This window comes from Brachybacterium sp. J144 (assembly GCF_036321705.1).
Classification (GTDB): Bacteria; Actinomycetota; Actinomycetes; order Actinomycetales; family Dermabacteraceae; genus Brachybacterium.
In genome coordinates this window covers 173181-198400 of sequence record NZ_JAZDCG010000022.1, presented here as the reverse complement: position 1 = coordinate 198400, position 25220 = coordinate 173181, and the positions used below count along the sequence as shown (strand labels likewise).

Annotated in this window: 21 protein-coding genes and 3 pseudogenes; 15 read left to right on the top strand and 9 right to left on the bottom strand. The window is 72.5% G+C overall.

The features are described 5' to 3' along the window. Positions 1-81 precede the first annotated feature (81 nt). On the top strand, positions 82-1389 hold the full coding sequence (hemL, locus tag V1260_RS08495; RefSeq protein WP_329746382.1) for a glutamate-1-semialdehyde 2,1-aminomutase: 1308 nt from the start codon (positions 82-84) through the stop codon (positions 1387-1389). Between the two features lie 133 nt (positions 1390-1522). On the opposite strand, the pseudogene V1260_RS08490 reads toward hemL, so the two are convergent. After that, positions 1523-2710, bottom strand: a pseudogene (locus tag V1260_RS08490) (DUF222 domain-containing protein); the annotation flags it as partial. Between the two features lie 542 nt (positions 2711-3252). On the opposite strand from V1260_RS08490, the gene V1260_RS08485 reads away from it, so the two are divergent. Then, positions 3253-3915: a pentapeptide repeat-containing protein gene (locus V1260_RS08485; protein ID WP_329746381.1), complete on the top strand. Its 663-nt coding sequence runs from the start codon at positions 3253-3255 to the stop codon at positions 3913-3915. Between the two features lie 11 nt (positions 3916-3926). On the opposite strand, the pseudogene V1260_RS08480 reads toward V1260_RS08485, so the two are convergent. Together V1260_RS08480 and V1260_RS08475 are read right to left on the bottom strand one after the other, a co-directional pair. After that, positions 3927-4340: pseudogene (locus V1260_RS08480) on the bottom strand (CoA-binding protein); the annotation flags it as partial. A gap of 12 nt (positions 4341-4352) precedes the next feature. Beyond that, positions 4353-4613 (bottom strand): annotated as a pseudogene (locus V1260_RS08475) (PLP-dependent transferase); the annotation flags it as partial. 114 nt (positions 4614-4727) lie between these two features. Here V1260_RS08475 and V1260_RS08470 point away from each other — a divergent pair. The 3 genes from V1260_RS08470 (at position 4728) to V1260_RS08460 (ending at position 7367) form a co-directional block, all read left to right on the top strand. Then, positions 4728-5702 (top strand): WXG100 family type VII secretion target, encoded by a 975-nt coding sequence (locus tag V1260_RS08470; protein ID WP_329746380.1) that lies wholly within the window; start codon positions 4728-4730, stop codon positions 5700-5702. Positions 5703-5884: 182 nt separating this feature from the next. Then, positions 5885-6817: a hypothetical protein gene (locus V1260_RS08465; RefSeq protein WP_329746379.1), complete on the top strand. Its 933-nt coding sequence runs from the start codon at positions 5885-5887 to the stop codon at positions 6815-6817. A gap of 49 nt (positions 6818-6866) precedes the next feature. After that, positions 6867-7367: a hypothetical protein gene (locus tag V1260_RS08460; protein ID WP_329746378.1), complete on the top strand. Its 501-nt coding sequence runs from the start codon at positions 6867-6869 to the stop codon at positions 7365-7367. A gap of 24 nt (positions 7368-7391) precedes the next feature. Here V1260_RS08460 and V1260_RS08455 read toward each other — a convergent pair whose 3' ends face one another. The 4 genes from V1260_RS08455 to V1260_RS08440 form a co-directional block, all read right to left on the bottom strand. Next, positions 7392-8369 carry a GNAT family N-acetyltransferase gene (locus V1260_RS08455; protein WP_329746377.1) on the bottom strand — a complete coding sequence of 326 codons (978 nt, stop codon included), beginning with the start codon at positions 8367-8369 and terminating at the stop codon, positions 7392-7394. A gap of 286 nt (positions 8370-8655) precedes the next feature. After that, positions 8656-9273 carry a GNAT family N-acetyltransferase gene (locus tag V1260_RS08450; RefSeq protein WP_329746376.1) on the bottom strand — a complete coding sequence of 206 codons (618 nt, stop codon included), beginning with the start codon at positions 9271-9273 and terminating at the stop codon, positions 8656-8658. Next, complete coding sequence (locus tag V1260_RS08445) at positions 9266-10399, bottom strand: glycosyltransferase (RefSeq protein WP_329746375.1); 1134 nt, start codon at positions 10397-10399, stop codon at positions 9266-9268. Before V1260_RS08445 ends, V1260_RS08450 begins: the two co-directional genes overlap by 8 nt. A gap of 10 nt (positions 10400-10409) precedes the next feature. Further along, positions 10410-11558 carry an NAD-dependent epimerase/dehydratase family protein gene (locus V1260_RS08440; RefSeq protein ID WP_329746374.1) on the bottom strand — a complete coding sequence of 383 codons (1149 nt, stop codon included), beginning with the start codon at positions 11556-11558 and terminating at the stop codon, positions 10410-10412. Positions 11559-11706: 148 nt separating this feature from the next. On the opposite strand from V1260_RS08440, the gene folP reads away from it, so the two are divergent. Then, complete coding sequence (gene folP / locus V1260_RS08435) at positions 11707-12699, top strand: dihydropteroate synthase (protein ID WP_329746373.1); 993 nt, start codon at positions 11707-11709, stop codon at positions 12697-12699. A 35-nt stretch (positions 12700-12734) separates the two neighbouring features. Here folP and V1260_RS08430 read toward each other — a convergent pair whose 3' ends face one another. Further along, a complete protein-coding gene (locus V1260_RS08430) occupies positions 12735-13559 on the bottom strand; it encodes a serine hydrolase domain-containing protein (RefSeq protein WP_329746372.1) in 825 nt (274 codons plus the stop codon). Further along, complete coding sequence (locus V1260_RS08425; RefSeq protein WP_329746371.1) at positions 13556-14395, bottom strand: serine hydrolase domain-containing protein; 840 nt, start codon at positions 14393-14395, stop codon at positions 13556-13558. The genes V1260_RS08430 and V1260_RS08425 overlap by 4 nt, the downstream gene beginning before the upstream one ends. Before the next feature lie 239 nt (positions 14396-14634). Here V1260_RS08425 and V1260_RS08420 point away from each other — a divergent pair, with 239 nt between their 5' ends. From V1260_RS08420 to V1260_RS08380, 9 genes are all read left to right on the top strand, one after another. Next, positions 14635-15369, top strand: coding sequence for a L,D-transpeptidase family protein (locus V1260_RS08420; RefSeq protein ID WP_329746370.1), 735 nt, complete (start codon positions 14635-14637; stop codon positions 15367-15369). Between the two features lie 196 nt (positions 15370-15565). Next, entirely contained in the window at positions 15566-16279 is a 714-nt protein-coding gene (locus V1260_RS08415) for a DUF3662 and FHA domain-containing protein (RefSeq protein ID WP_329746369.1), read from the top strand. Positions 16280-16286: 7 nt separating this feature from the next. Beyond that, positions 16287-16811 carry an FHA domain-containing protein FhaB/FipA gene (locus tag V1260_RS08410; RefSeq protein ID WP_329746368.1) on the top strand — a complete coding sequence of 175 codons (525 nt, stop codon included), beginning with the start codon at positions 16287-16289 and terminating at the stop codon, positions 16809-16811. After that, positions 16808-18106, top strand: coding sequence for a PP2C family protein-serine/threonine phosphatase (locus tag V1260_RS08405; RefSeq protein ID WP_329746367.1), 1299 nt, complete (start codon positions 16808-16810; stop codon positions 18104-18106). The genes V1260_RS08410 and V1260_RS08405 overlap by 4 nt, the downstream gene beginning before the upstream one ends. After that, the gene (locus V1260_RS08400) at positions 18106-19494 is read left to right on the top strand and encodes an FtsW/RodA/SpoVE family cell cycle protein (protein WP_329746366.1); all 1389 of its coding nucleotides are present in this window, start codon (positions 18106-18108) and stop codon (positions 19492-19494) included. The genes V1260_RS08405 and V1260_RS08400 overlap by 1 nt, the downstream gene beginning before the upstream one ends. Further along, on the top strand, positions 19491-20936 hold the full coding sequence (locus V1260_RS08395; protein WP_329746365.1) for a peptidoglycan D,D-transpeptidase FtsI family protein: 1446 nt from the start codon (positions 19491-19493) through the stop codon (positions 20934-20936). The genes V1260_RS08400 and V1260_RS08395 overlap by 4 nt, the downstream gene beginning before the upstream one ends. Further along, positions 20933-22420, top strand: coding sequence for a serine/threonine-protein kinase (locus tag V1260_RS08390; protein ID WP_329746364.1), 1488 nt, complete (start codon positions 20933-20935; stop codon positions 22418-22420). The genes V1260_RS08395 and V1260_RS08390 overlap by 4 nt, the downstream gene beginning before the upstream one ends. Continuing rightward, positions 22417-24564: a Stk1 family PASTA domain-containing Ser/Thr kinase gene (gene pknB / locus V1260_RS08385; protein WP_329746363.1), complete on the top strand. Its 2148-nt coding sequence runs from the start codon at positions 22417-22419 to the stop codon at positions 24562-24564. The genes V1260_RS08390 and pknB overlap by 4 nt, the downstream gene beginning before the upstream one ends. After that, complete coding sequence (locus V1260_RS08380) at positions 24554-25216, top strand: anthranilate synthase component II (protein WP_329746362.1); 663 nt, start codon at positions 24554-24556, stop codon at positions 25214-25216. The genes pknB and V1260_RS08380 overlap by 11 nt, the downstream gene beginning before the upstream one ends. The last annotated feature ends 4 nt before the right edge of the window (positions 25217-25220 follow it).

The window sequence follows — 25220 nt, the reverse complement described above, 5'->3', positions numbered from 1 at the left end:
CCCGGCTGAGTTCCGCTCGGCTCGGCGACCCGCACCTGATCTGACCCTGACCTGCCCCTCCACGACCCCGGGAGATCCCTCATGACCACCGCCCTCTCCGAGGAGCTGTTCGCCCGTGCCCGCCGCGTGATCCCCTCGGGCGTGAACTCGCCCGTGCGCGCCTTCGGCTCGGTGGGCGGCACGCCCCCGTTCCTGACCAGCGCGAAGGGCGCCCTGCTCACCGACGCCGACGGTACCGAGTACGTGGACCTCGTCGGCTCGTGGGGGCCGATGATCCTCGGCCACGCCCACGAGGGGGTCGTCCAGGCGGTGCGCGAGGCGGCCGGACGTGGCCTGTCCTTCGGCGCCCCGCAGCCGGGAGAGGTCTCGCTCGCGGAGGAGGTGGCCGCCCGAGTCGCGCCGGTCGAGCGGCTGCGGCTCGTCAACTCCGGCACCGAGGCGACCATGAGCGCCCTGCGGGTGGCGCGCGCCGCGACGGGCCGCGACGTGGTCGTGAAGTTCGCGGGCTGCTACCACGGGCACGTCGACGCGCTGCTCGCCGAGGCCGGCAGCGGGGTCGCGACGTTCGCGATGCCCGGATCGGCCGGGGTCACGGCGGCGACCGCGCGCGACACCGTCGTCCTGCCCTACGGCGACCGTGAGGCGGTGCGGGCCCTGTTCGCCGAGCGCGGCGCGGAGATCGCCGCGGTCATCACCGAGGCCGCACCCGCGAACATGGGCGTCGTGCCGCCGCGGGACGAGGCCGGGATCGGCTTCAACCGCTTCCTCGCCGAGACCGCGCACGCCGCGGGGGCGCTCCTGATCAGCGACGAGGTGCTCACCGGCTTCCGTGCGAGCCGCGAGGGCTACTACGGCATCGACGGCGACGGCTGGGCGCCCGACCTCCTCACGTTCGGCAAGGTGATCGGCGGCGGCCTGCCCGTGGGCGCCTTCGGCGGACGCGCGGACCTCATGGATCTGCTCGCCCCGGCCGGTCCCGTCTACCAGGCGGGGACGCTCTCGGGGAATCCGCTCGCGACCGCCGCGGGCCTCGCGACCTTCGCGGGCCTCGACGAGGCGGCGTACGCGGCGTTGGATCGGGCGTCGGTCGCGCTGCAGCAGCTGGTCGCCGAGGCGTTCACCGCGGCCGGGGTGCCGCACGTGATCCAGACGGCTGGGACCCTGTTCTCGGTGTTCTTCCGCGACGAGCCGGTGCGCACTTACGAGGACGCGAAGGCGCAGGACACCGCCGCGTTCACCCGCTTCTTCCACGCGATGCTGGAGGGCGGGGTGTATCTGCCGCCGTCGGCGTTCGAGGCCTGGTTCGTCTCGACCGCGCACGACGAGCGGATCCTCGACCGGATCGCGGCGGTTCTGCCCGGCGCCGCGCGGGCGGCCGCGGAGGGCTGAGGGTCTCGGGCCGCGACACGGGCCCGAGCCGCTCCGGCCCGGTCTCGCGCACCGTGCCGCCGACGCTCGTCCAGCGGATGCGGTGTCCCTCGAGCCCGAGGACCTTCTCGACGGCGAGGGTCTGCCCCTCCTTGTCGTTGCACCAGGCGCACAGGCCCTGTCCGTTCTCGAGAGTCGTCGGGCCGCCTGCGGAGACCGGGTCGATGTGGTCGATCTGGCGGATCGGCGCTTCGCAGAACGGGCCGCGGCAGGTCATATCCCGCCAGCGGATGAACCGGGCGAGACCGCGCGGGAAGGCGCGGGCGCGGGACTCGACGCCGACCAGCTCACCGCTGGTGGGATGCGTGTAGAGGCGGCGGAGCTGGAGTCTCGCCTCGGCGGCGTCGTCGCCGAGCGACCTGTCGAGCCCGCGGGCGAGGTCGCTGAGCGGCCCGGACATCGCCTCTCGGATCGCCTCGGGCGGGACGACACCGTATCCCTCGAGGTGGGCGGCGTCCCCGCCGCGGGGCGAGAACAGGGTCCGGTCCGTGATGATCACGCCCAGATCGAGGACGGTCGGGTCCATCTCTTCACTGCGGCCCAGGAGGGTATCCGCGAGGACGTCGGCCTGGATCTGCTGGTGGCCGCGCCGGTCGCCGTGCGCCCGCAGACGCTCCGCCTCGAGCGAGAGGCGCTTGCCGATGAGTGCCGCGTCCACCGCCGGCAGATGCGCGGAGACGGTGGCCATGCCGTGATCCCCGGGCCGCACCGTGACGTGTCTCCGGGTGCGGGCGTGCCGGTGGCGGCGGGCCTCCCCGCCCGGATCAGCCAGCTGCACCGCCTCGTCGACAGCACGGCCCCAGCGGGTGCATCCTGCCCCGTCGAGCTCGACGATCCGGATGCCGAGCTGCTCGTCGACCTCGCGCCTCTGCGCGGAGGTGAGCGGGGCGGTGGAGCGCGCCGCACCGTGGACGACCGACGGGGCGGCGTGCCCGGTGGCGAGGGCGCGGAGCAGGTGCGGCATGTCCCGCACCAGCCGCCGGCAGGTGGCCAGGCTGCCGCGGGCCGCGGCGGGCGAGCGCCGGGTGATCATCGACAGCTCCCTCGCGGTGAGGCGGTCCGCCCTCGCCTCGATCTCCTGCTCGGGCGGGATCTCGGCATCCTCCTGGGCGTCCTCCTGGGCGGCCTCCGCCGATGCCTCGGCCCGGCGGTCGCGGGAGATCGCGTCCCCGAGACCGACGACGGCTCGGGCCTCTAGGGCCTCGAGCGCGCTGAGCGACTCGTGGATCACGCCGAGCAGCGCCGAGAAGTCGCCCCGATCCCGTTGCGCCGCGTCGAACATCCCCGCGGGGTCGGTCGCGCACTCGACGAGCAGCTCTCGCACGTCGGCGAGGAGGATCGAGAGGCCGACGGGACCGTCAGCGCGCAGGGCGTCGAGGAGCGGGCGATGGGCCTCCCCCATCGCCCCCTCGATCATCTGCGCGATCCGACTCATACCTAGACCCTACGCGTCGAGAACCAAGAAATCGAGACCTGTTTCGAACTGTGGATAACGTCGTCCGTCCTCCCGCGAGCACCCCCGAGCCACCGTGGACAGCGGGCCAGACGAGCGCCGCTCTGCATATCATGCGCCCAGGTCATCGACCAGGGTGGCCAGACAACGTGGAGAACCATGGACTGGGGAGGAAGCATCCCCCGTGCCACGACGGAGAATCTCGAGAGAATCTCGTCGACAACCGCTAACCCCCACAGACTTGGGGTTATTCGAGCCCTATTCCCCCAAGTCTGCGGGGCTTAGCGGGGACGCGGGGCCATCGGGAATCGTCACCCCCGCCCCGTAGGATCCCCGCAGACCCCGCCCCATCCCCGGACACACAGGACGCCATGGCCCGCCGCACCGCCACCCGCCCGCCCGCGATCACGCCGCTGCGCCTGCACGATCTCGAGCCTGCCGCGGCCGAGGACCTCGACGCCCATCAGCTCCACGAGGCCCTGTCGCTGCACGACGTCGATCTCTCCGGTCGCGACCTCGAGGGGGCGACCCTCACCGAGTGCGAGCTGGTCGGCGTGACCGCGGCGTCGGCGCGGTTGCAGCACGCCCGGATCCTCGAGACCCGCCTCGAGCGCTGGGACGCCCCGGTGCTGGACGCCTCCCGCTCCACCTGGCGAGAGGTGGAGCTGCTCGGATCGCGACTCGGCGCCCTGGACCTCTACGACGCGGAGATCCGCTCGACCCGCATCGTCGGCAGCCGGATCGGCTGGTTCAACCTGCGCGGGAGCACCCTCGAGGACGTGGTGCTCGAGGACTGCACCCTCGAGGAGCTCGACCTCTCCGGGGCGACGGCCACCCGGGTGCGGCTGCGCGGCTGCCGCGTCGACAGCCTGCTGCTCGCCGGGGCGCGGCTGCAGGACGTGGACCTGCGCGGCCTCGAGGTCGGCAGCATCGCGAACCTCGAGGCCCTCGCCGGGGCGACGCTCGACGCGGAGCAGGTCGCCGCGCTCGCGACCGCCTTCGCGAGCCACCTGGGGATCCGCGTCGATGGCTGAGCTCGCCCGGCTCAGCGGCGGCCGCTGAGCTCCTGCCGGCGGGAGCTGATCACGCCGGTGTCGAAGCCGGCGAGGTGCAGGCCGCCGTGGAAGCGGGCGTGCTCGATCTTCACGCAGCGGTCCATGACCACGTCGAGCCCGCCGGCCGCGGCGATCGCCGCGGCCTCCTCGTTCCACGAGGCGAGCTGGAGCCACAGCGCCTTCGCCCCGACCTCGACGGCCTCGCGTGCGACGCCCGGGAGGTCGACGTCCTTGCTGAATACGTCGACGATGTCCGGCACGGCCGGCAGGTCCGCGAGGGAGGCATACGCCGGCTGCCCGAGGACCTCGCTCGCCCGCGGGTTGACGAAGTACACGTCGTACGGCGAGCTCGGGAGCAGGTAGGTGCCCACGAAGCAGCTCGCCCACGCCCTGGATGCTGATGCCGTTGTCGCTGCTCACGCCTGCTCCTTCCGGGTGCAGCCGGTGGCCGCGGTGATCACCTGGTCGAGGCCCCAGGAGATCTCCTCGACATCCTCGAGGCCCAAGGCGATGCGGAGGAGATCCGACCGGACCCCGCCCGCGATCAGCTGCTCCGGGGAGAGCTGCTGATGGGTGGTCGAGGCCGGGTGGATGACGAGCGTGCGGGCGTCGCCGATATTCGCGAGGTGCGAGGCGAGCTGCAGGTTCTCGATGACCGCCTCGCCCGTGGCGCGGCCGGCCCCGGGCGGCTGGTGACGGGTTGCCCGAATCGCCCTCGTTCCCCGGGGCCCGATTGCTACCGTGGCCGGAGCGGCGTACGGGGGCGCGCCGCAGGACCTCGAGGGGGCGGCATGGCATTCCTGGGGATGGATACGGAGCAGGTGCGGGCGCACGCCCAGCAGATCCGCACGGGCCGCAGGCGGCTCGGGACCCGTCGGGCGGCGCTCGAGGGCCTGATCGCGCAGAGCGAGGAGTTCTGGCGCGGGGAGGACGCCGAGCAGTTCCGGCGGAGCTGGCACTCCGGTGCGGGAGCGCTGTGGCGGGAGGGCCTCGAGCGCCTGGGCGGGTTCGCGGACACCGCCGATCAGGACGCGGACGAGCAGGAGCGCACGTCCGATCCCGGCGGCGCGACCGGCGGCAGCGGCGGAAGCACGGGCGAGGCGGGGACGACGGCTGACGGGACCCGGAGCTACGTGCCGCGCGGTCCGCTGTCCTCCGACGGGCCGCTGGTGACGGACGAGGTCGCCGAGGCCTGGAGCGGGATGACCGACGAGGAGCGGCGCACGGTCGCCCAAGAGATCGTCGACTCGCACTTCGAGGACTACGGCATGGAGCCCGTCGAGCTGATCGTCGAGGACAAGGGCGCGGAATGGTCGGGGGGCTGGAGCGAGAAGGACAAGCGCCTGACCATAACCGAGGCGTGGCTCGAGGACCCCTCCTCGACCGCCGTCTTCGCGCACGAGGTGCGCCACGCCGCCCAGAGCGAGTTCGCCCGCCGCACTGATCCCACCGGATTCCTCTGGTGGCGGGACGACAAGGCGGCGGAGTACGCGCAGATCGAGCGCGACCACGGAGTCTCCCGGGAGCAGATCGAGAGCTGGCGGGGGAACATGCCGGAGTACGGCGGTGACTACATCTCGCCGCCGAAGGAGCTCGCCCCGGACGCGACCTCCGCCGAGCGCCAGGCCTACGACGCGCAGTGGAACCGCTACGAGCAGCAGCCGCTCGAGCAGGACGCGCGCGCCGTCGGCGACGGGTACTCCCGGGGCCTGGACCTCGACGAGCTGCGAGAGTTCCAGGAGCGGGCCGGCGTCGACCCCTCCTGATCAGCCCCTCGACCACGACCGCCGCCCCGCCTCGGCTCTGGCTCAGCCTCGGCGCCGCTGTCGTGGGCGATGGCGCGCTGTCCCCGGTCACAGATCGGGTTGATACCCTGCCGACATCGGATTCCGGCGGTCGGGGGACCGCCGATGAGAACGTGTGATCAGGGATGAGCAGGGGGAAGAGCATGGAGTTCCTGGGGATGACCCCGGAGGAGGTGCGCGAGCACGCGCAGCGGATGCGGGACGCGCAGCGGCTGCTCGAGGAGCGGCACGGCGTCCTCGACGCGCGCATCCTCTCGAGCGAGGAGATCTGGCGCGGCACCGACGCGGAGCATTTCCGGGACCGCTGGGGCGCCGAGGTGTCCGTGCAGTGGCAGGAGGCCCTCGCGCGCCTCGGCGCGGCCGCGGACACCGCCGAGACCGAGGCCGACGACCAGGACTCGGCCTCCGACGGCGGAGGCGGTGGGACGCCCGGCGGCCAGGGGCGCTCGGAGGGCGACGACGAGATGGTCGTCGCCAAGGGCGAGCCCGGAGACGGCGTCGCCGGCGACGAAATCCTGGATTCCAAGGTCCAGACGGCGTGGCACGGGATGGAGGAGGACGAGAAGAAGAAGGTCCTCCAGGCCATGTTCGACGAGGAGATGGAGAAGTACGGCCTGGAGCCGGTGGAGCTGGTCTTCGAATCCGACCTGCAGGCAGCCGGGGAGTGGCGACCGGACGAGCGGGTGATCGCGCTGAACGACTCCGAGAGCGCGCTGTCGGACGCCCATATGCTGCTCGTCCCCGTCCACGAGGTGCGCCATGCCGCGCAATGGGATTTCGTGGACCAGACCGAGCCCGGGCGCTGGGACTGGCTTCCGTTCGTCGACTCGAAGGCGGAGGAGTACGAGAGCATCGAGGAGGAGCACGGCGTCACGCGCGAGGAGATCGAGGACTGGCGCGAGAACAGTCGGCCCGGCGAGTACATCGGATGGCGGGAGGACCCCGAGGCCTACGAGGCCCAGCCCGTCGAGTTCGACGCGCGAGAGCAGGAGGACGTCGTCGCGAAGAGCATGACGCTCGAGGATCTGAACCGCCTCGAGAGGAAGGCCGGCCTCCCCGAGTCCCGCGTCATCTGATCTGTCCGCCCCGCACCGTCCGCCCGAAACCGACCCGAGAAGAGGCACCGTGGAGTTCCCCGACATCGTGGAGGCGTTCCTCCTGGACCCGACCCCGGCGACCCGGCGGCCGCTGCGCGCCGCGATCCTCGCCGACCCGACCTTCGACCCGCACCTCTCCCTGCGTGCTCTGCTCGGCGCGGAGCCGACCCCGCAGGCCGTCGTCGATACGATCACCGCCCGGATGCCGGGGCTGCTGCTCTCGCCGCAGGGGCACGGCCTCCTCGCCCGCGCGCATCAAGCCCTCGGCGACGAGGCATCGGCCCGCCGCGAGCGGACGCTGAGCGCCGTCTCCCTCCGCGAGATCGCGGCCTCCGGCGCCGGCACCGAGGACTCCCCGCTCGAGGTGCTCCGGCTCCAGGACGAGTACGACCACCTGCAGGCCGCCGACCGCCGCACCACCGTGCAGAGGCTCGACCGCACCGATGCGGGCGAGTGCGACGTGCACACCCTCGAGGACGGCTCCGAGCTGTGGTTCCGCCTGCTGTGGCGGACCCCCGCGGCGGGCTGACCCCTCCCCCGCTGCGTCTCCGCCTCAGGTGCCGGACGTCGTCCCCTCGAGGATGCTCAGCACGTCCGCCTCGCGGAAGCCGAGCGACCGGTTCAGCGCGAGCATCGGCTCGTTGTCGAGCGCCGTGTAGGTCTGGATCCAGCGCGCCTGCGCCGCCTCGGGCACGGCGCGGAGGTTCTCGAGGTTCGCGAGCTTGAGGGCCCGGCCGATGCCGCGGCCGCGATGGGCGCGTTCGACGAGGGTGTCGTCCTGGGTGAGGATCTCGGGGTCGTGACGGTTCACGAAGATCTCCGTGTAGCCCACCGCTGTCCCCTCGAGAAGGGCGAGGCCGCGCACGAGGGTCCAGCCCTGCTCGTCCATGCGCTGCTCGGAGCGGCGCAGGTCCTCGACCTCGCCGCGGGAGGCGGGGCGGGTGAGGTCGCCCATCGGCACGTCGGCGTCCATCTGCGTTGTCAGCCGTGCCCAGTCCTCGACGAGGTCCTCGGGGCAGGCGCCGTGCCAGGTGCGGATCTCGAGACCGGGCGTCGGGGCGGGGGTCGCGGCCTCTGTCTCGGGCGGCAGTGGCATGGCGCGCAGCAGGCGGTGCTCCTGGTTCCCGATCCGCATCCCCTGGTCCCGGGCGAAGGCGACCCCGGCCTCGGAGGAGGTCTCGGCCTGGACGACGGAGGCGTGCCCGTCGAGCGCCGCGCGCGCGGCGGCGGCGAGCGCGCGGCCGACGCCGCGGCGGCGATGCCCGGGCAGCACGGAGAGCTCCACCTGGGCAGGGTTGCCGGGATCGACCTCGGCGCCGGCCGCGCCGACGGGCTCGTCGTCGAGGCGCGCGAGGAGCAGCACGCTGATGCGGCCCGGCTTCGGGTTGCCGTACTGCGCGAGGGTCGACTCCTCGCTCGCCCACCAGACGGCGTCCCGGCCTGCGGTGTAGCCATCCCGCAGGAGGGCGTTCCAGGCGAGGAGCGCCTCGCGGTCGGCGGGGTCGACGGGGGTGATCTGCACAGCGGTCATGCCCGCCATCCGATCACGTCCCGAGCGCGGGATGCACGGGATTTCCCGAACCCCGGGAACAGGGGGCTCCGGGGGGGGGGGGGGGGGGGAGGGGGGGGGGGAGGGGGTGCCTAAGGTCGTGCCAGGATCGGTGGACTTTCCCCCCCCCCCCCCCCCCCTTCCCCCCCCCCCCCCCCCCCCCCCCCCCCCCCCCCCGCTACCGCGCGGTCACCGACGAGGGGCGGCGGGGGCACGGTGGCGGGCGGCGGCGAGGGGCGGCGGGGGCGCGGGGCAGCGGGGGCGCGGCTCAGGCGCGCGGCGGGCGCGGCGCGGCCAGCCGCGCGTCGAGCATCGCCCGGATCCCGGGCCACTCGAGCGACAGGATCGAGTACACGACGGTGTGGCGGATCGACCCGTCAGGCAGGATGCGGTGGGCGCGCAGGATCCCGTCCTGCTGCGCACCCAGGGCCTCGACGGCGCGGCGCGAGGCGAGGTTCAGGTGATGGACCCGGAACTCGACTCGCAGCAGGTCGAGGGCGTCGAAGGCATGGCCCAGCAGCAGGCGCTTCATCGCCGTGTTCACGCCGGTGCGGTGCACGGAACCGGCCAGATAGGTGTTCCCGATCTCGAGGCCCCGGTCGGCGAGCGCCAGGTTCATGAAGGTGGTCAGCCCCACCACGCGCTCGTCGGCCTCGCGCACGACGGCCCAGGCCAGCCGGGTGCCGGCCTCCACCTCGGCCCGCAGCGCGGCGACGGAGCCCTCGACCGCCTCCGGTGCCGGGACGTGCGGGGCGAAGGGCAGACGGTGGATGGCCCCGTCGGCAACGACCTCGCGGAGCCCGGGCACGTGCCGCGCCTCCAGCGGCTCGAGGCGGAGGCCGTGGCCGGCGAGGGTCACCGGCTCCGGGCGGGCCGGCTCAGACATGCGACCGCTGGGCGTGCTGCTCGATCGCCATCTCGTAGTAGCGCAGCAGGTCGTCGGAGGCGTTCTCCCAGGAGAATTTCTCCGCCTCGGCGCGGGCGGCGGTACGGATCGACGCGCGCAGCGACGCATCGCCGAGCCGGTCGAGCGACCGGTCCAGGCTCGGCTCGTCGTCGTGGTCGAAGAGCAGCCCGTCCACCCCGTCGGTGACCTGCTCCATCGTCGGGCCCGAGCGGGCGGCGACGACCGGCAGGCCGGAGGCCATGCCCTCGAGGATCACGAGGCCGAGGGTCTCGGTGACCGACGGGAACACGAACGCGTCGGCACTCGCGAAGGCGCTCGCGAGCGTCTCCCCGCCCATGAAGCCGGGGAAGGTGGTCGCGGTGCCGCGGAACATCTCCTCGAGCTCCCGGCGGTACGGGCCGTCGCCGACGATCGCGAGGGCCACGTCGTCGCGGCGGTCCATCATCGGCCGCAGCCGGTGGATCTCCTTCTCCGCGGCGAGGCGGCCGACGAACACCAACAGCTTCTTCTCCGGATGTCCGCCGGTGAGCCGCGCGCGCATCTCCTCGCTCGCGAAGCGGGGATGGAAGGTCTGCGTGTCCACGCCGCGCCGCACCACATGGAGGTTCTGCAGGCCGTGCTCGGCGAGTTCCGCCTTCATCGTCTCCGAGGTGGCGATGTTGACCTCGGCCATCGCGTGGTTGCGCTTGATCTGCCACCACACCGCGGGCTTCCCCCAGCTCCACGCCCGGTACAGGTCGAGATAGCGGGGGATGTGGGTGTGATAGCTGGCCACCAGCGGGATCCGCTGCCGGCGCGCGGCGAACGCCCCCGAGGAGGCGAGCAGCAGGGGCTGCGCGGCGTGGACGACATCCGGGTGGAAGCCGCGGATGATGCCGTCCACGGTGGGGCTCGGGAGGGTGAAGCGCCGATGCTTGTAGAACGGCAGCGTCACCGGGCGGATGCCCACCACCCGTGCCCCGTGATGCTCGGTCACCCCGAGATCGGGGGCGATCACCATGACCTCGTGCCCGAGGTCGGTGAACCGCTCGACGGCGTGGCGCAGACGCGTCACCACGCCGTCGACGGAGGGCAGGAAGGTCTCCGTGACGATCGCGATCTTCACGGAATCCGGCTCACTTCCAGGTGACGGTGGGCATGACCAGCTCGCGCTTGACGCGATCGGTGTTCTCGAGCGCCACGTTCAGCACCTCGGTGAGGTGCTCGTCGGTGAGCAGGTGCGGCTGCAGGCCCAGGTCGAGGAGGTTGGTGTTGACCGCGTTGTAGTAGTGGTCGTACTTCTCGACGCGCGGGTTCTCGGTCGGGGCGATCGTCACGTCGAGGCCCACGTCCTTGGCGACCTTCTGCACCTTCTCGGCGAGCTCCTTGACGGAGAACTGCTCGGTGAACTGGTTGTAGACGCGGAACTCGCCGCGGTCCGCGGGGTTCTCGCACGCGATCTCGATGCAGCGCACGGTGTCCTGGATGTCCAGGTAGCCGCGGGTCTGCGAGCCGTTGCCGTAGACGGTGAGGTCGTGGCCGATCGCGGCCTGGATGATGAAGCGGTTCAGGGCCGTGCCGAACACCGCGTCGTAGTCGAAGCGGTTGACGAGGCGCGGGTCGCGGCGGGTCTCGTCGGTCTCGAGGCCGTAGACGACGCCCTGGTTGAGGTCGGTCGCGCGGATGCCCCAAATGCGGCAGGCGAACATGATGTTGTCGCTGTCGTGCACCTTGGTGAGGTGGTAGAAGGAGCCGGGCGCCTTCGGGAACGGCAGCCGGTCCTTGCGGCCCTTGTGCTCGATCTCGATCCAGCCCTCCTCGATGTCGATGTTCGGCTGGCCGTACTCGCCCATGGTGCCGAGCTTGACGAGGTGGCAGTCGGGCGCGAAGTCCTTGATCGCCCACAGCACGTTGAGGGTGCCCTCGACGTTGTTGCGGTGGTTCTCGATCGCGTGCTCGCGGTCGATCATCGAGTACGGGGCGGAGCGGTGCTCGGCGAAGTGCACGAACGACTCGGGCTGCAGGTCGCGGAAGATCGAGGCGACGGCCTCGTAGTCCGTCAGGTCGGCGATGCGGACGGCGATGTCCTTGCCGGAGACCTCCTTCCACGCCGCGACGCGCTCCTCAAGGGAGAGGATCGGGGTCATCGAGTTGGACCCGAGCTCCACGTCGATCTCGCGGCGGACCAGGTTGTCGACGATCGTGACGTCGTGCCCCTTCTCCGACAGGTACAGGGCAGTGGGCCAGCCGCAGAATCCATCTCCACCGGCGACGACGATCTTCATTGCGAGAGTCCTCCAAAGGGTCCAGGTCCCGGCGTGCGAACGGACACCACAGCCGGATTGTGAAACGTCGTGTCCGCTCTTAACGTAGTGCAGGTCGGGTGCCGCTCAAAGACGACGGACGCCCGCGTGAACAGCGGAGGAACAGGCCATGACCAATGCGTACGACGACGGCTCCGAGACGGCCGCTCCTCTCGCTCCCGACACTGTAGCCGCGCCCGGAGGCGCGATCCTGGGGGTCGCCGGAACCGCCCCGACGCCCTCGCAGCACGCCCAGCACGCCCCGCCGCGACCGCGTCCGCTGCCGGACACCTCGCGCCGCGTCCTGGTCATGGGGATCGTCAACCGCACCACCGACTCCTTCTTCGACGAGGGCCGCACCTTCGCGCTCGAGAAGGCGGTGGAGGCGGGCCGGGCCGCCGCGGCCGCGGGCGCCGACCTGGTGGACGTGGGCGGTGTGAAGTTCGCGCCCGGGGAGGCCCTGCCCGTCGCCGAGGAGATCGAGCGGGTGGTCCCCGTGGTCGCGGCGCTCCGCGCCGAGCTCCCGGCCGACGTGCTGCTCTCGGTCGATACCTTCCATGCCGAGGTCGCCCGCGAGGCCATCGCCGTCGGTGCCGACCTCATAAACGACACCACCGGGCTCTCCGATCCGCGGATGTGCGAGGTCGTCGCGCGGACCGGCGCCTCGCTCGTGATCACCCACTCCCTCGCCGCGCCGCGTCAGCCCTATCCGCATCCGCAGTACGACGATGTCGTCGAGGAGGTGCGGGACTTCCTCGCCGCCCGGCTCGAGCGCGCCCTCGAGGCGGGCGTGCCGCGGGACCGGATCGTGCTCGACCCCGGCCCGGATCTCAACAAGAACACCCTGCAGACCCTCGAGATCCTGCGCGAGTGGCGCGAGTACACGGGGATGGGCCTGCCCGTGCTCGCGGCGCTGTCCCGCAAGGACGTGATCGGCGAGACGCTCGGGCTGCCCAAGGAGGAACGGCTCGAGGGCTCGCTCGCGGCGGCCGCCTGGGTGATCGCGCGGGGCGCGCGGATCCTGCGAGTCCACGACGTCGCCGAGAGCGTGCGCCTGGTGCGCATGCTCGAGGTGCTCGCCGGGTGGCGGGAACCGGCCGGCCCCTTGGTCCACAACGTCTGATCGGCCGGTCCACGGGCCGCCGGCCGCGTCTCCCCTCAGGAGTGCGCGGCGAGCACCGCGTCGGCCAGGCGCGGCATGACCTCGCGATGGGCGTCGCAGAAGTCGTGGGAGGTCCCGACCACGAGCGCCAGGTCGGCCTCGCGGTCCACCCAGAAGGCGGTGCCGCGCATCCCGAAGTGGCCGAAGGTCCCCGGGCTGTTGCCCGACCCGGTCCAGTGCGGGCTCTTGTGCCCGCGCACCTCGATCCCGAGCCCGAAGGGGTTGGGGCTCTGCTTGCCGAAGCCGGGCATGATCCCCACCAGCTCGGGGAACGAGGGGGTGGTCAGCTCGGCGTCCCAGCGAGGCTCGAGCAGGGTGGGGCGGAGCAGCTCGGCGGCGAGCAGGGCGAGATCCGCGAGCGGCCCCGCGGCGCCGACGGAGGCGGACCCCTCCCACTCGAGGCGGGTCATGCCGAGCGGCTCGGCGAGCTCGTCCCGCACCCAGTCCTCGAGGTCGCGGCCGGTCGCGCGCTCGAGATGCCGCCCGGCCTCGTCGATCCCGAAGTTGGAGTAGTGCCGGCGCAGCCCGGGCGCCTGCAGCGTCGACTCGGACTCGTAGAAGTACCCGGAGGCGTGCGCGAGGAGATGACGGAGGGTCGAACCGGGAGGCCCCACCTCGTCGTCGAGGCTCATCAGGCCCTTCTGCAGGGCGAGCGCGCAGGCGAAGCCGGTCACGGTCTTGGTCACCGAGCGCCAGGGCCGCACCCGCTCGAGGTCGCCTCGCGCCTCGCGCACCCCCTCGGGGCCGAGCACGATCGCCGCGGCCTCGAAACCGAAGTCATCGAGCGCGCCGAGCGCGCCGAGCTCCTCGTGGGCACTCACGACCGGGCCCCGAAGCGCGCGAGGATCGCGTCGGTCAGCGGGGGCCAGGCGCGCACGTGGTCGGGGCCGAAGGGCCGCTCACCCAGGAAGCAGGCGGTCAGGCCCGCCTCCGGATCAGCCCAGAGGAAGGAGCCGGACTGGCCGAAGTGGCCGACGGTGCGCGGCGAGGAGGCGGAGCCGGTCCAGTGCGGGTCCTTGTGATCGCGGATCTCGAGGCCGAGGCCCCAGTCGTTCGCGCGCTGCCGCCCGTAGCCGGGCAGGATCCCGCCGAGCCCCGGGAACTGCACGCTCGTGGCCTCGCGCCACAGCGCCGGGGAGATCAGGGTGGGCGCGAGCAGCTCGCGGCCGACGGCGAGCAGGTCCCGCACGCTGCCGTGGTAGCCCGCGGCCGGGGAGCCGGTGGGGTCGAGGTCGACGAGGTCGAGCCCGGCCACGACGGTCTGCTCGACCCACTCGGGCATGTCGTAGCCGGTGGCGTCCTCGAGGTGGGCGGCGAGCACCTCGAAGCCGGTGTTGGAGTAGTTGCGCCGCTCCCCGGGCGCGCCGAGCAGCTCCTCCCCCGTGAAGGGATAGCCCGCGGTGTGGGCGAGGAGGTGGCGCACGGTCGACCCCGCGGGGCCCGCGGGCTCGTCGAGCTCGAGCAGGCCCCGTTCCACCGCCACGAGGACGGCGAGTGCGGCGATCGGCTTGGAGACGCTCGCGAGCGGCCAGGCGCGCGTCGCATCGCCCTGGATGTGGAGCACCCCTCTCGCGTCCGCGACCCCGAGCGCGTGGGCGAAGTCGACCCCGACCTCGAGCGGCGTCGGATCGGGCGGCGGGGCGGTCTGCGGCGTCACGGGGCCACTATGGCACGGCGCTGCAACGGGGCCCGTGCGGGTCCCGGCGAACGCCCCGACATCCGTCCAGAAAACCTACCGCCGAGAAACCAGTGCCCGACCTGCGCCGTCACAGAATCCTCACAAACCGCACGTCCGGCCAGCATCTTTTCCCTCTTGTTTACTCTTTCTTGACTCTCGATACTGGATCCACCGCCGACCCCAGCAGTCGCACATCCGATCCCTGAGGGGGGACCGTCATGACCATCCATCTGATCGAGAGACCAACCGCGCCGGAGCCGCCCGACCGGCTCACGCCGGGCCGTCGGACCCTGCTGCTGGGCGTGGGGACGCTCGGCGCGGGGCTCCTCGCCGGCATCGGACCCGCGAGCGCCGCGAGCACCCTGCGCAAGGGATCCAAGGGCGCCGAGGTGACAACGCTGCAGAAGAAGCTGTGGGCACTGCGCTACTGGTGCGGCACGGCCGACGGCTCTTTCGGACATCTCACCCAGCAGGCCGTCTGGGCGCTGCAGAAGTCCGCCGGGCTCTCGAAGGACGGCGTGGTCGGGCCGAAGACCTGGGCGGCGCTGAACAACGGGGTGCAGCCCTACCGCCGGATCACGAGCGGCATCGGCTTCGAGGTGAACCTCTCCCGGCAGGTGATGATCCTGACCACCCAGGGGCGTCTCGGCTACATCCTCAACACCTCGACCGGCAGCGGGGAGCGCTACTACTCCGGCGGGCGCTGGAAGACGGCGACCACCCCGAAGGGCGACTTCTCGATGTTCCGCCTCTACTCGAAGGGCTGGCAGAGCGGCCCGCTCGGGGACCTCTACCGCCCCGGGTACTACGACCGCGGCTGGGCCGTGCACGGCTCCTCCTCGATCCCGCCGTACCCCGCCTCGCACGGCTGCTGCCGGATCTCGACGGCGGCCACCGATCTGCTGTGGTCGGTCTCGTGGTTCCGCGAGGGCCGACGGGTGCTCATCTACTGAGCGGCCCCGCCGAGCACGCCCACGACACGAGCGAGGGGCCCGTCGCGCGCGACGGGCCCCTCTTTCACGCCTCCTGCACGAATCCCTCGCCGCCTCGCCGCGCCGAGGGCGGTCCGGTGACCAGGTCGCGCGCTACGATCAGGAGGGCGACCGGCCCCTCCTCCTGGGGCGACCGACTGGACAGCGAAGGACCACCGTGGGGATCTTGGATCGGATCGAGCGCGGCCTCGACCGCGGCGTGACGAGCGTGTTCTCGCGCGGCGGCGGCCAGCTGAAGCCGCTCGACCTCGCGCAGGGGCTCAAGCGCGAGTGCGACGACCAGATCCAGGTGCTCGACCGCACCCGGACCCTCGCCCCCAACGTCTACACGGTCTACCTCCACTCCCAGGACTACGACCGCTTCGACTCGTGGCAGGACACCCTGCTCGACGAGCTGCAGCGGGTGGTCATGGAGCACGCCGACAAGCAGCGCTACATGTTCGTGGGCGCGGTCTCCGTGGACCTCCAGCGCGATGACGAGGTCCGCGCGGGCCGCTTCGAGACCGAGTCCCGCACCGAGCGGGGCTCCGTCGCGCCCGCGACCGGCGCCGCGCAGTCCGCCGCGGGAGGCAACCCGATCATCGAGATCGACGGCCAGCAGTACCTGCTCACCGGGCCGGTCACCGTGATCGGGCGCGGCGGCGACGCGGACATCATCCTCGAGGACACCGGCGTGTCCCGGCACCACCTCGAGCTGCGCGCCGACGTCGACGGCGCCCTCGTGGCGACGGACCTCGGCTCGACCAACGGCACCTTCGTCGACGGCGAGCGGATCCGCACGCCCGTCACCCTCCACGACCGGTCGCTGCTGAAGATCGGGCGCACCCGGCTGACCGTGCTGCTCCCCGCGGCCGGTCAGGCCCAGTGGTGAGCGGCCGATGAGCGAGCTGACCCTGATCGCCCTGCGCCTGGGCCTGGTCCTCGCGCTGTGGCTGTTCGTCGTGGCGGTCGTGCTGGTGCTGCGCAACGACCTCTTCGGCACCACCGTCGTGACCCGGTCGAGCAAGGACCCGCGCCGCGACCAGCGCCCCGCGAGCTCCCTGCCCGCGGATCCGACCGCCCGCACCGGCGCCGACGGCACCGCGCGCACCGATCCCGAGGTGACGCAGGCGGCCATGGTGGTCACGGCCGGCCCGCTGCGCGGCACCTCCCTGACCCTGGGCTCGACCCCGATCCTGATCGGCCGCGCCCCCGAGTGCACCCTCGTGCTCGACGACGACTACGCCTCCAACCGGCACGCCCGCGTGTTCCAGCGGGAGGGCGAGTGGATGGTCGAGGACCTCGGGTCCACCAACGGCACCCTGGTCTCGGGCCGGCGCATAGAGGGCGCCGTCCCCTTCCGCCCGGGTGCCCAGGTGCGGATCGGCCGGACCGAGATCGAGCTGAGACGAGGACCGCGATGAGCATCGCCCTGCGCTACGCCGCCCGCTCCGACGTGGGCCTCGTCCGCTCCAACAACCAGGACTCCGGGTACGCCGGCAGCCACCTGCTGGTGGTGGCCGACGGCATGGGGGGTCACGCCGGCGGCGACGTCGCCTCCTCGGTCGCGATCGGCCGCCTCGCCCGCCTCGACTCCGAAACCCCCGCCTCCGACATCGTCGCCTCCCTCGAGGAGACGGTGCTCGACGCGAACCAGGAGATCCTGCGCCGCGCCCGGGATGAGCCGCAGCTGCGCGGCCTCGGCACCACCATCACCGCCCTGCTGCGGGCCGAGGGCAAGTTCGCCCTGGCCCATATCGGCGACTCCCGCGCCTATCTGCTGCGGGACGAGGAGACGGTGCAGGTCACCAAGGACCACACCTTCGTCCAGCGCCTGCTCGACGAGGGCCGCCTCACCGAGGACGAGGCGGAGCGCCATCCGCAGCGCTCGGTGCTCATGCGCGTGCTCGGCGACGTCGACGCGGAGCCGGAGCTGGACCTCTCCCTGCGCCCCGCCCATGCCGGGGACCGCTGGATGCTCTGCTCGGACGGGCTCTCGGGCCTCGTCTCCCTCGACACCATCGACGCGACCCTCAAAGCGATCGACGATCCGGGCGAGTGCGCCGACGAGCTCGTGCAGCTGGCCCTCAAGGGCGGCGGACCGGACAACATCACCTGCATCATCGCGGACGTCGTCGACCTGGACGAGCTGCCCCGCGGGGCCGAGGCCCCGTCGACGACCCCGCAGATCGTGGGTTCGGCGGCGCGCAACCGCCACGCCCCGACGAGCGCCTCCGGCCCCGCCGCGAAGGCCGCGGCCCTCACCCGCGAGTCCCCGGAGATCCCCTACGAGGACGAGGACTTCAGCGAGGAGGAGCCGCCGCGGCGCAGCCCCTGGCCGGCCCTCGCCGCGGTGATCCTGCTCCTCGCCCTGATCGGCGGGGCGCTCGCGGCCGGCTACGCCTGGAGCCAGCGGCAGTTCTACGTGGGCACCAACGGCACCCATGTGGTGATCTACCAGGGGATCGCCCAGGACCTCGGGCCGATCTCGCTGTCCGAGCCGCTCGAGGTCACCGACATCGCCCTCGAGGACCTGCCCCAGATCACGCGGGAGCAGGTCGAGGCCACCATCTCCGCCGGCGATCGGGAGGACGCCGACCGCATCGTCGAGCGGCTCGAGGCGGCCGCCGCGGCCGACGCCCCACTGCCGGTCCCGCAGCCGTCCGACGGCGGCGGCGCGAGCGATGCGGGCGGGGCCTCCGACGGCGGGACGTCGTAGTGGCCACGATCGTCTCGTACACCGCGCACCCGCGTCGCCTCACCCAGGCGCTGCTCCTGGTGCTCGCGGCGGCGATCGGTCTGGGCGCCTACTCCCTCGTGGCGCTGGGTCGCTACGAGCAGCTGCCCGAGCAGCTCCCGGCCGTGGCGATCGGCACGGGCGTGCTGATCGTGCTGCTCCAGGCCGCGGTCATGTGGCGGGCCCCCTACGCGGATCCGGTGATCCTGCCGATCGTGGTGCTGCTGAACCTGCTGGGCATCACCGTGATCGAGAGCGTCCACGCGGCCAACGAGATCTACGGGATCCGCACCTCGGCGAGCGCCGACCGGCAGATGCTCTGGGCGATCATCGGCGTGGCCCTGTGCATCGGCGTCCTCGTGCTGCTGCGCGACCACCGCCCGCTGCGCCGGTACACCTGGATCAGCGCCGTCGTCGGCGCGGTCCTGCTGCTGCTGCCGCTGGCCCCCGTGATCGGCGACTCCCGCAACGGCTCGAAGATCTGGATCAACATCGCCGGCTACAGCTTCCAGCCGGCCGAGCTCGCGAAGATCGCCTTCGCGATCTTCTTCGCCGGCTACCTGGTCTCCCGCCGCGACACCCTCGCCCTCGCGGGCCCGAAGGTGCTCGGCATCCAGCTCCCCCGCTGGTCGGACTTCGGACCGATCCTCGTGGCCTGGGGCTTCGCCATGGCGGTGCTCGTGCTCCAGACCGACCTCGGCACCTCGCTGATGTTCTTCGGCCTGTTCGTGGCGATGCTCTACGTCGCCACGGACCGGCTCAGCTGGCTCGTGATCGGCGCGGTCATGTTCCTGCCGCCCGCCGTCTTCGCCGCGACCCAGATGTCGCACGTGCAGACCCGCATCACCTGCTGGCTCGACCCGCTCTCGCGGGAGAACTTCTCCAGCTGCGAGCAGATCGGCCAGGGCCTGTTCGGCCTGGCCAACGGCGGCCTGTTCGGCACCGGGCTCGGGGAGGGGCGGCCCGACGTGGTCCCCCATGCGGAGTCCGACTTCGTCTTCACCTCCTTCGCGGAGGAGATGGGCATGGTGGGCTCCTTCGCCCTGCTGCTGCTGTACCTGCTGCTGGTGCAGCGGGCGCTGCGCGCCGCCGTCGGCATCTCCGACGGCTTCGGCACCCTGCTCGCCGGCGGGCTCGGCTTCGTCCTCGCGCTGCAGGTCTTCGTGGTCGTCGGCGGGCTCACGAGGGTGATCCCGCTGACGGGCCTGACCCTGCCCTTCCTCGCCGCGGGCGGCAGCTCGCTGGTGTGCAACTGGATCATCGCGGGGATCCTGGTGCGGCTCTCGGACGCGGCCCGTCGGCCCGCCGCCCGCCAGGTGCCCGGCGCCGCGGCGCCGCCCGCCCGGCGCGAGGCGGAGGCGAGCGCATGAACAAGCCCCTTCGCCATGTGTGGCTCGTCGTCGGCGTGCTCTTCATGCTGCTGTTCACCTCGACCACCTACTTCCAGGTGATCGCCCAGGACCGGCTGAACGACAACGCGAACAACCGCCGCACCCAGTACAGCGAGTTCGGGCGGCACCGCGGGGCGATCGTCGTGGACGGCACCGCGATCGCGACGTCCGTCGAGTCCGACGACAACTACCGCTACCTGCGCACCTACGACCCGGGGGCGATGTACGCCCCGGTCACCGGCTACTACTCGGTGATCTACGGGTACACCGGTCTCGAGCGGAGCCTGAACGACACCCTCACCGGCTCCGCCGACTCGCTCTTCTACCACCGCATCGCGGACATCCTCTCGGGCCGCGACGGCCAGGGCGCGACCGTCGAGCTGACCCTCGACGCCGCCGCCCAGCAGGCCGCCTGGGATGCGCTCGACGGGCGTCGCGGCGCGGTCGCGGCGATCGACCCGTCCACCGGCGCGGTCCTCGCCCTCGTCTCCTCCCCGAGCTTCGACCCCAACGAGCTGGCCTCGCACGAGGGCGGCTCGGTGCAGGAGGCCTGGGCGGCGCTCAACGACGACCCGGACCGCCCGCTGACCAACCGCGCGATCGCCGGCGACCTGTACCCGCCGGGCTCCGCCTTCAAGCTCGTGGTCGCGGCGGCGGCGCTCGAGACCGGGGACTACACGGCGGAGACGGAGATCCCGGGACCCGGCACGTTCACGCTCCCGAACTCGTCCTCGGTGATGAACAACTTCTCCGGCGGCCGGCAGGACCCGTGCGGGCCCGGCGACGCCTCGAGCCTCGCCGAGGCGCTGCGCCAGTCGTGCAACACGTCCTTCGCGCAGCTCGGCATCGCGATCGGCGAGGAGCAGCTGCGGTCCACGGCCGAGGAGTTCGGCTTCGGGCAGCGGCTCGAGATCCCGCTCTCGGTGACCCCGTCGACCCTCGGCGAGGACCTCGACGACGCCCAGCTCGCCACCAGCTCGATCGGCCAGTTCGAGACCCGGGTGACCCCGCTGCAGATGGCGATGGTCGCCGCGGGCGTCGCGAACGACGGCGTGGTCATGCAGCCGCAGCTGGTGCAGTCGGTGCACACGGCCGACCTCGCCACGGTCTCCGAGCTGACTCCGCAGGAGCTGGGCCAGCCGCTGACCGCCGCGAACGCCGCGCAGATGCGCCAGATGATGGTGGGCGTGGTCGAGGACGGCACCGGCACGGCCGCCGCGATCGAGGGCGTCGAGGTGGGCGGCAAGACGGGCACCGCCCAGTGGGGCGAGGGCCGCGATCCGCACTCGTGGTTCGTGGGCTATGCGAAGGTCGACGGCCGCCAGGTGGCGGTGGCCGTCGTGGTCGAGGAGGGCGGATACGGCTCGCGCACGGCGGCGCCGATCGCCCAGGACGTGATGGAGGCGGTGATCCGAGGATGAGGACCGAACCGGGGCTGATGCTCGAGGGACGTTACGAGCTGACCTCGCTGATCGCGACCGGCGGCATGGGCCAGGTGTGGAAGGGCCTCGACCGCGAGCTCGACCGCGAGGTCGCGGTGAAGGTGCTGCGCGAGGAGTACGCGGGCGACGAGGGCTTCCTCAAGCGCTTCCGCGCCGAGGCCCGGCACACCGCCGCGCTCTCGCACGACGCGATCGCGGCGCTCTACGACTACGGCGAGCTCGACGGCCGCGCCTACATCGTCATGGAGCTCTGCCCCGGCCGACCGCTCTCGGACATCATCGAGGAGAACACGGGGGGCCTGCCCGAGAAGCGGGTCATCTCGGTGCTGATCGACCTCGCCCGGGCGCTGGACGCCGCGCACTCCAAGGGCGTCGTGCACCGCGACGTGAAGCCCGAGAACGTGCTCGTGGACGAGACGCGCGACTGGGCCGTGAAGATCACCGACTTCGGCATCGCCCGCAGCAAGGACCAGGCTCGCCTGACCAAGACCGGGCTGGTGATGGGCACCGCCCAGTACCTCTCCCCCGAACAGGCGATGGGCAAGCAGGCCACCTCGCTCTCGGACATCTACGCGCTCGGGATCGTGGCCTACGAGATGCTGGTCGGCCACCGCCCCTTCACCGGCTCGAGCCAGGTGGAGATCGCGATGGCGCAGGTCAAGCAGCAGCCGAAGGAGCTTCCGGACACGGTCGGCGCCGATCTGCGCAAGCTCGTGATGATGTCGCTCGCGAAGGCGCCCGCGAACCGGCCCCGCTCCGCGGCCGCGGTCGCCCGGATCCTCGAGGCGATCCAGCGCGGCGTCGAGCCCCGCTTCACGACCGGCGCGATCCCCGTCACCCGGGTCGAGGACCACGACTGGACCGGGGAGAACGCCCTGCAGCGCCGGGACGGCGAGGGATCCGGCGGCGCCTCCGGCGGGCCGACGCGCACCGCGGCGATGCCGCTGCCGATGTCGGGTCGCGGCCGCGGGATCCGGCACCGCTCCGGTCCCTCGGCCCGGTCGGCCCCCTCGGGGCTCTCGGCGAGCTCCGCGGGCGGCGCCCCGCGCGCGCGTCCGGCGGGCCCTGTGTCGTCCGCCCGCTCCGCCGCGTCCCCCTCCCCCGTCCCGTCGGAGCCCCGCCCCGCGGCGGATCCGGCGCTGCGCGGCGCGGACCGGGCGTTCACGGCGGGCTCCTTCGACACGGTGGACACCGCCGCCTCGGGGCGGACCGCCCGCGGCACCTCGACCGGTCGCCGGCTCGGCCCGTTCTCCGTGCCGGGGCTGGTCCTGCTGGTGCTGCTGGTGGTGGTGATCCTCGGGGCGGTCGCCGCGGGGCTCGGGCTGCTGCCCCTCGGGGAGCTCGGCGCGGCCGGGTCCGGAGCCCTCGACGGCGTCGGACAGGGGACGAGCGGACAGCTGTCAGCATCTACGATGGTCGGATCAGCCGTGGAGGACCACGGCACGAGGTCAGGTGTTCTGTGAGCGAAGAGAAAGTGGTCCTGGGCGGCCGCTACACCCTGGGGAGGATCCTGGGGACCGGTGGCATGGCCGAGGTGTTCCTCGCGGAGGACACGCGACTGCACCGCACGGTCGCCGTGAAGGTGCTGCGCTCCGACCTGGCGCGCGATGAGAGCTTCCAGGAGCGGTTCCGGCGGGAGGCGCACAGCGCCGCCTCGCTGAACCATCCCTCGATCGTCGCCGTGTACGACACGGGCGAGGAGAAGCAGACCACCGTGACGGGGGCCGAGGTCTCGATCCCGTACATCGTCATGGAGTACGTGCACGGCACGACCCTGCGCGAGCACATCTCCCCCGAGCAGCCGATGGACGCGCACCGGGCCGGGGAGATCATGGCCGCGCTGCTCAGCGCGCTCGAGTACTCGCACCGCGCCGGGATCGTGCACCGCGACATCAAGCCCGGCAACGTGATGATCACCGACTCCGGTCAGGTGAAGGTCATGGACTTCGGCATCGCCCGTGCGATCGCCGACGCCACGAGCGCGATGACCGCGACCCAGGCCGTCATGGGCACCGCCCAGTACCTCTCCCCCGAGCAGGCGCGCGGCCAGCTGGTCGACGCCCGCTCCGACATCTACTCCGCCGCGTGCGTCATGTTCGAGATGATGACCGGGCGGCCGCCGTTCACCGGCGACACCCCCGTCTCGATCGCCTACCAGCACGTGCGCGAGCAGCCGCAGCCGCCGTCGGCCCTGAACCCGGCGATCACTCCCGCGATGGACGCGGTGATCCTCACGGGCCTGGCCAAGGACCGCGAGCAGCGCTACCCGAGCGCCGTGGCCTTCTCCCGCGACATCGCCGCGGTCGTCGCCGGTCGCGCCCCCGCCCTGGTGGGCGGTGCGGTGCCGACGGGCGCGGACGGCGAGACGACGACCGTGCTCAGTCCGGTCGACGATGCGACCGAGGCGATCCCGGCCGCGGCGATGACCGGCGTGCACGGGGCGACCAGTTGGTCCACGGGCCAGCACGCCCCGCTGCGGCAGGGTCCGCCGACGGGGCAGGGCACGGCCGTCGCCGAGGACGAGCACCGGCGCCGCCCCTGGTGGCTGATCGCGCTGCTGATCGTCGCGGCCCTCGCCGTGATCGGCGCCGCCGCCTGGTTCCTGATGCCCCGCGAGCCCGCGGGTCCCGAGATGGTGGCCGTGCCCGACGTGGCCGGCTCCACCGAGGACGAGGCGCGCAGTGAGCTCACGGACCTGGGCCTCGAGGCCGAGTTCGCCCCGACCGAGTCCGAGGACGTCGAGGAGGGCCTGGTCATCGACACCGACCCGCCCGCCGGCCAGGAGGTCGAGGTCGGCTCGACGGTGACCGTGAACATCTCCGCGGGCCCCGAGGCGGTCGAGGTCCCCGACCTCTCCGGCATGACCGAGGAACAGGCGACGGCGGAGCTCGAGCCGCTCGGCCTGACCCTCACCGTCGCCGGCGAGGAGGACGACGCCGAGCGGGAGGCCGGGCAGATCACCCGCAGCTCCCCGCAGGCCGGCTCCACCGCTCAGCGTGGCGACACCATCGAGGTGACCGTGGCGACCGGGGAGTTCACCGTGCCCGACGTGAGCGGGCTGACGCTCGACGCCGCCACCACCATGATCGAGAGCAGCGGCTTCGAGGTGGACTCCACCACCCGTGTCGATGCCGAGGCGACGGCCGGCACCGTCGTCTCGCAGACCCCGCCCTCGGGCGGCAAGGCCCCCGTCGGCTCGACCGTGTCGCTCGTGATCGCGGAGGCCCCCGGGCCGGCGACCGTCCCGAACGTGACCGGCCGCAGCTACGAGGACGCGAAGGCGCTGCTCGAGGAGCAGGGCTTCGGCACCTCGCGGACCGAGGAGGCCTCGGACTCGGTCGCCGAGGGCCAGGTGATCCGCACCGATCCGGGCGCGAACGAGGAGATCGACCGGGAGGGGACGATCGTCATCGTGGTCTCCTCCGGTCCGGAGCCGACGCCCACGCCGACGGAGACGCCGACCGAGACCCCGACGCCGACGGAGACGGAGACGGAGACGCCCACGGCGGATCCGACCACCGAGCCGTCGGCCGGGAACGGCAACGGGAACGGCAACGGGAACGGGAACGGGAACGGCAACGGGAACGGAGCCGGCAATGGCGGCTGAGGGTGCGCGCGCCGCACGCGTGCTGGTGATCGACAACTACGACAGCTTCGTCTACACGATCGTCGGCTACCTGCAGCAGATGGGGGCCGAGACCGTGGTGGTCCGCAACGACGAGGTGCCCGAGGGGCCGGACGGCGCCGTGGACCTCACGGGCTTCGACGGGGTGCTCGTCTCCCCCGGCCCGGGCACGCCCAGCACCGCGGGGCGCGCCCTCGACGTGATCGGCGCCTGCGCCGAGGGGGCCGTACCGATGCTCGGGGTGTGCCTCGGCCATCAGGCGCTCGGCCAGTTCTTCGGCGGCACCGTCGACCATGCGCCGCAGCTGATGCACGGCCGCACGAGCGAGCTCACCCACGAGGGCCGCAGCGTCTTCGCGGGCGCCCCCTCCCCGATGACCGCGACCCGCTACCACTCGCTCACGGTGGTGCCGGAGTCGGTGCCGGAGGTCCTCGAGGTCACGGCCCGCACGGCCGACGGGATGATCATGGGCCTCGCCCATCGCGAGCTGCCCCTGCACGGGGTGCAGTTCCATCCCGAGTCCGTGCTCACCGAGAATGGGCACCTGATGCTGGGGCGCTTCCTCGAGCTGTGCGACGGCCGCGACGCGGTGGAGCGCTCCGCGGGGCTGAAGCCCCTGATGACCGCCGGCTGAGCCG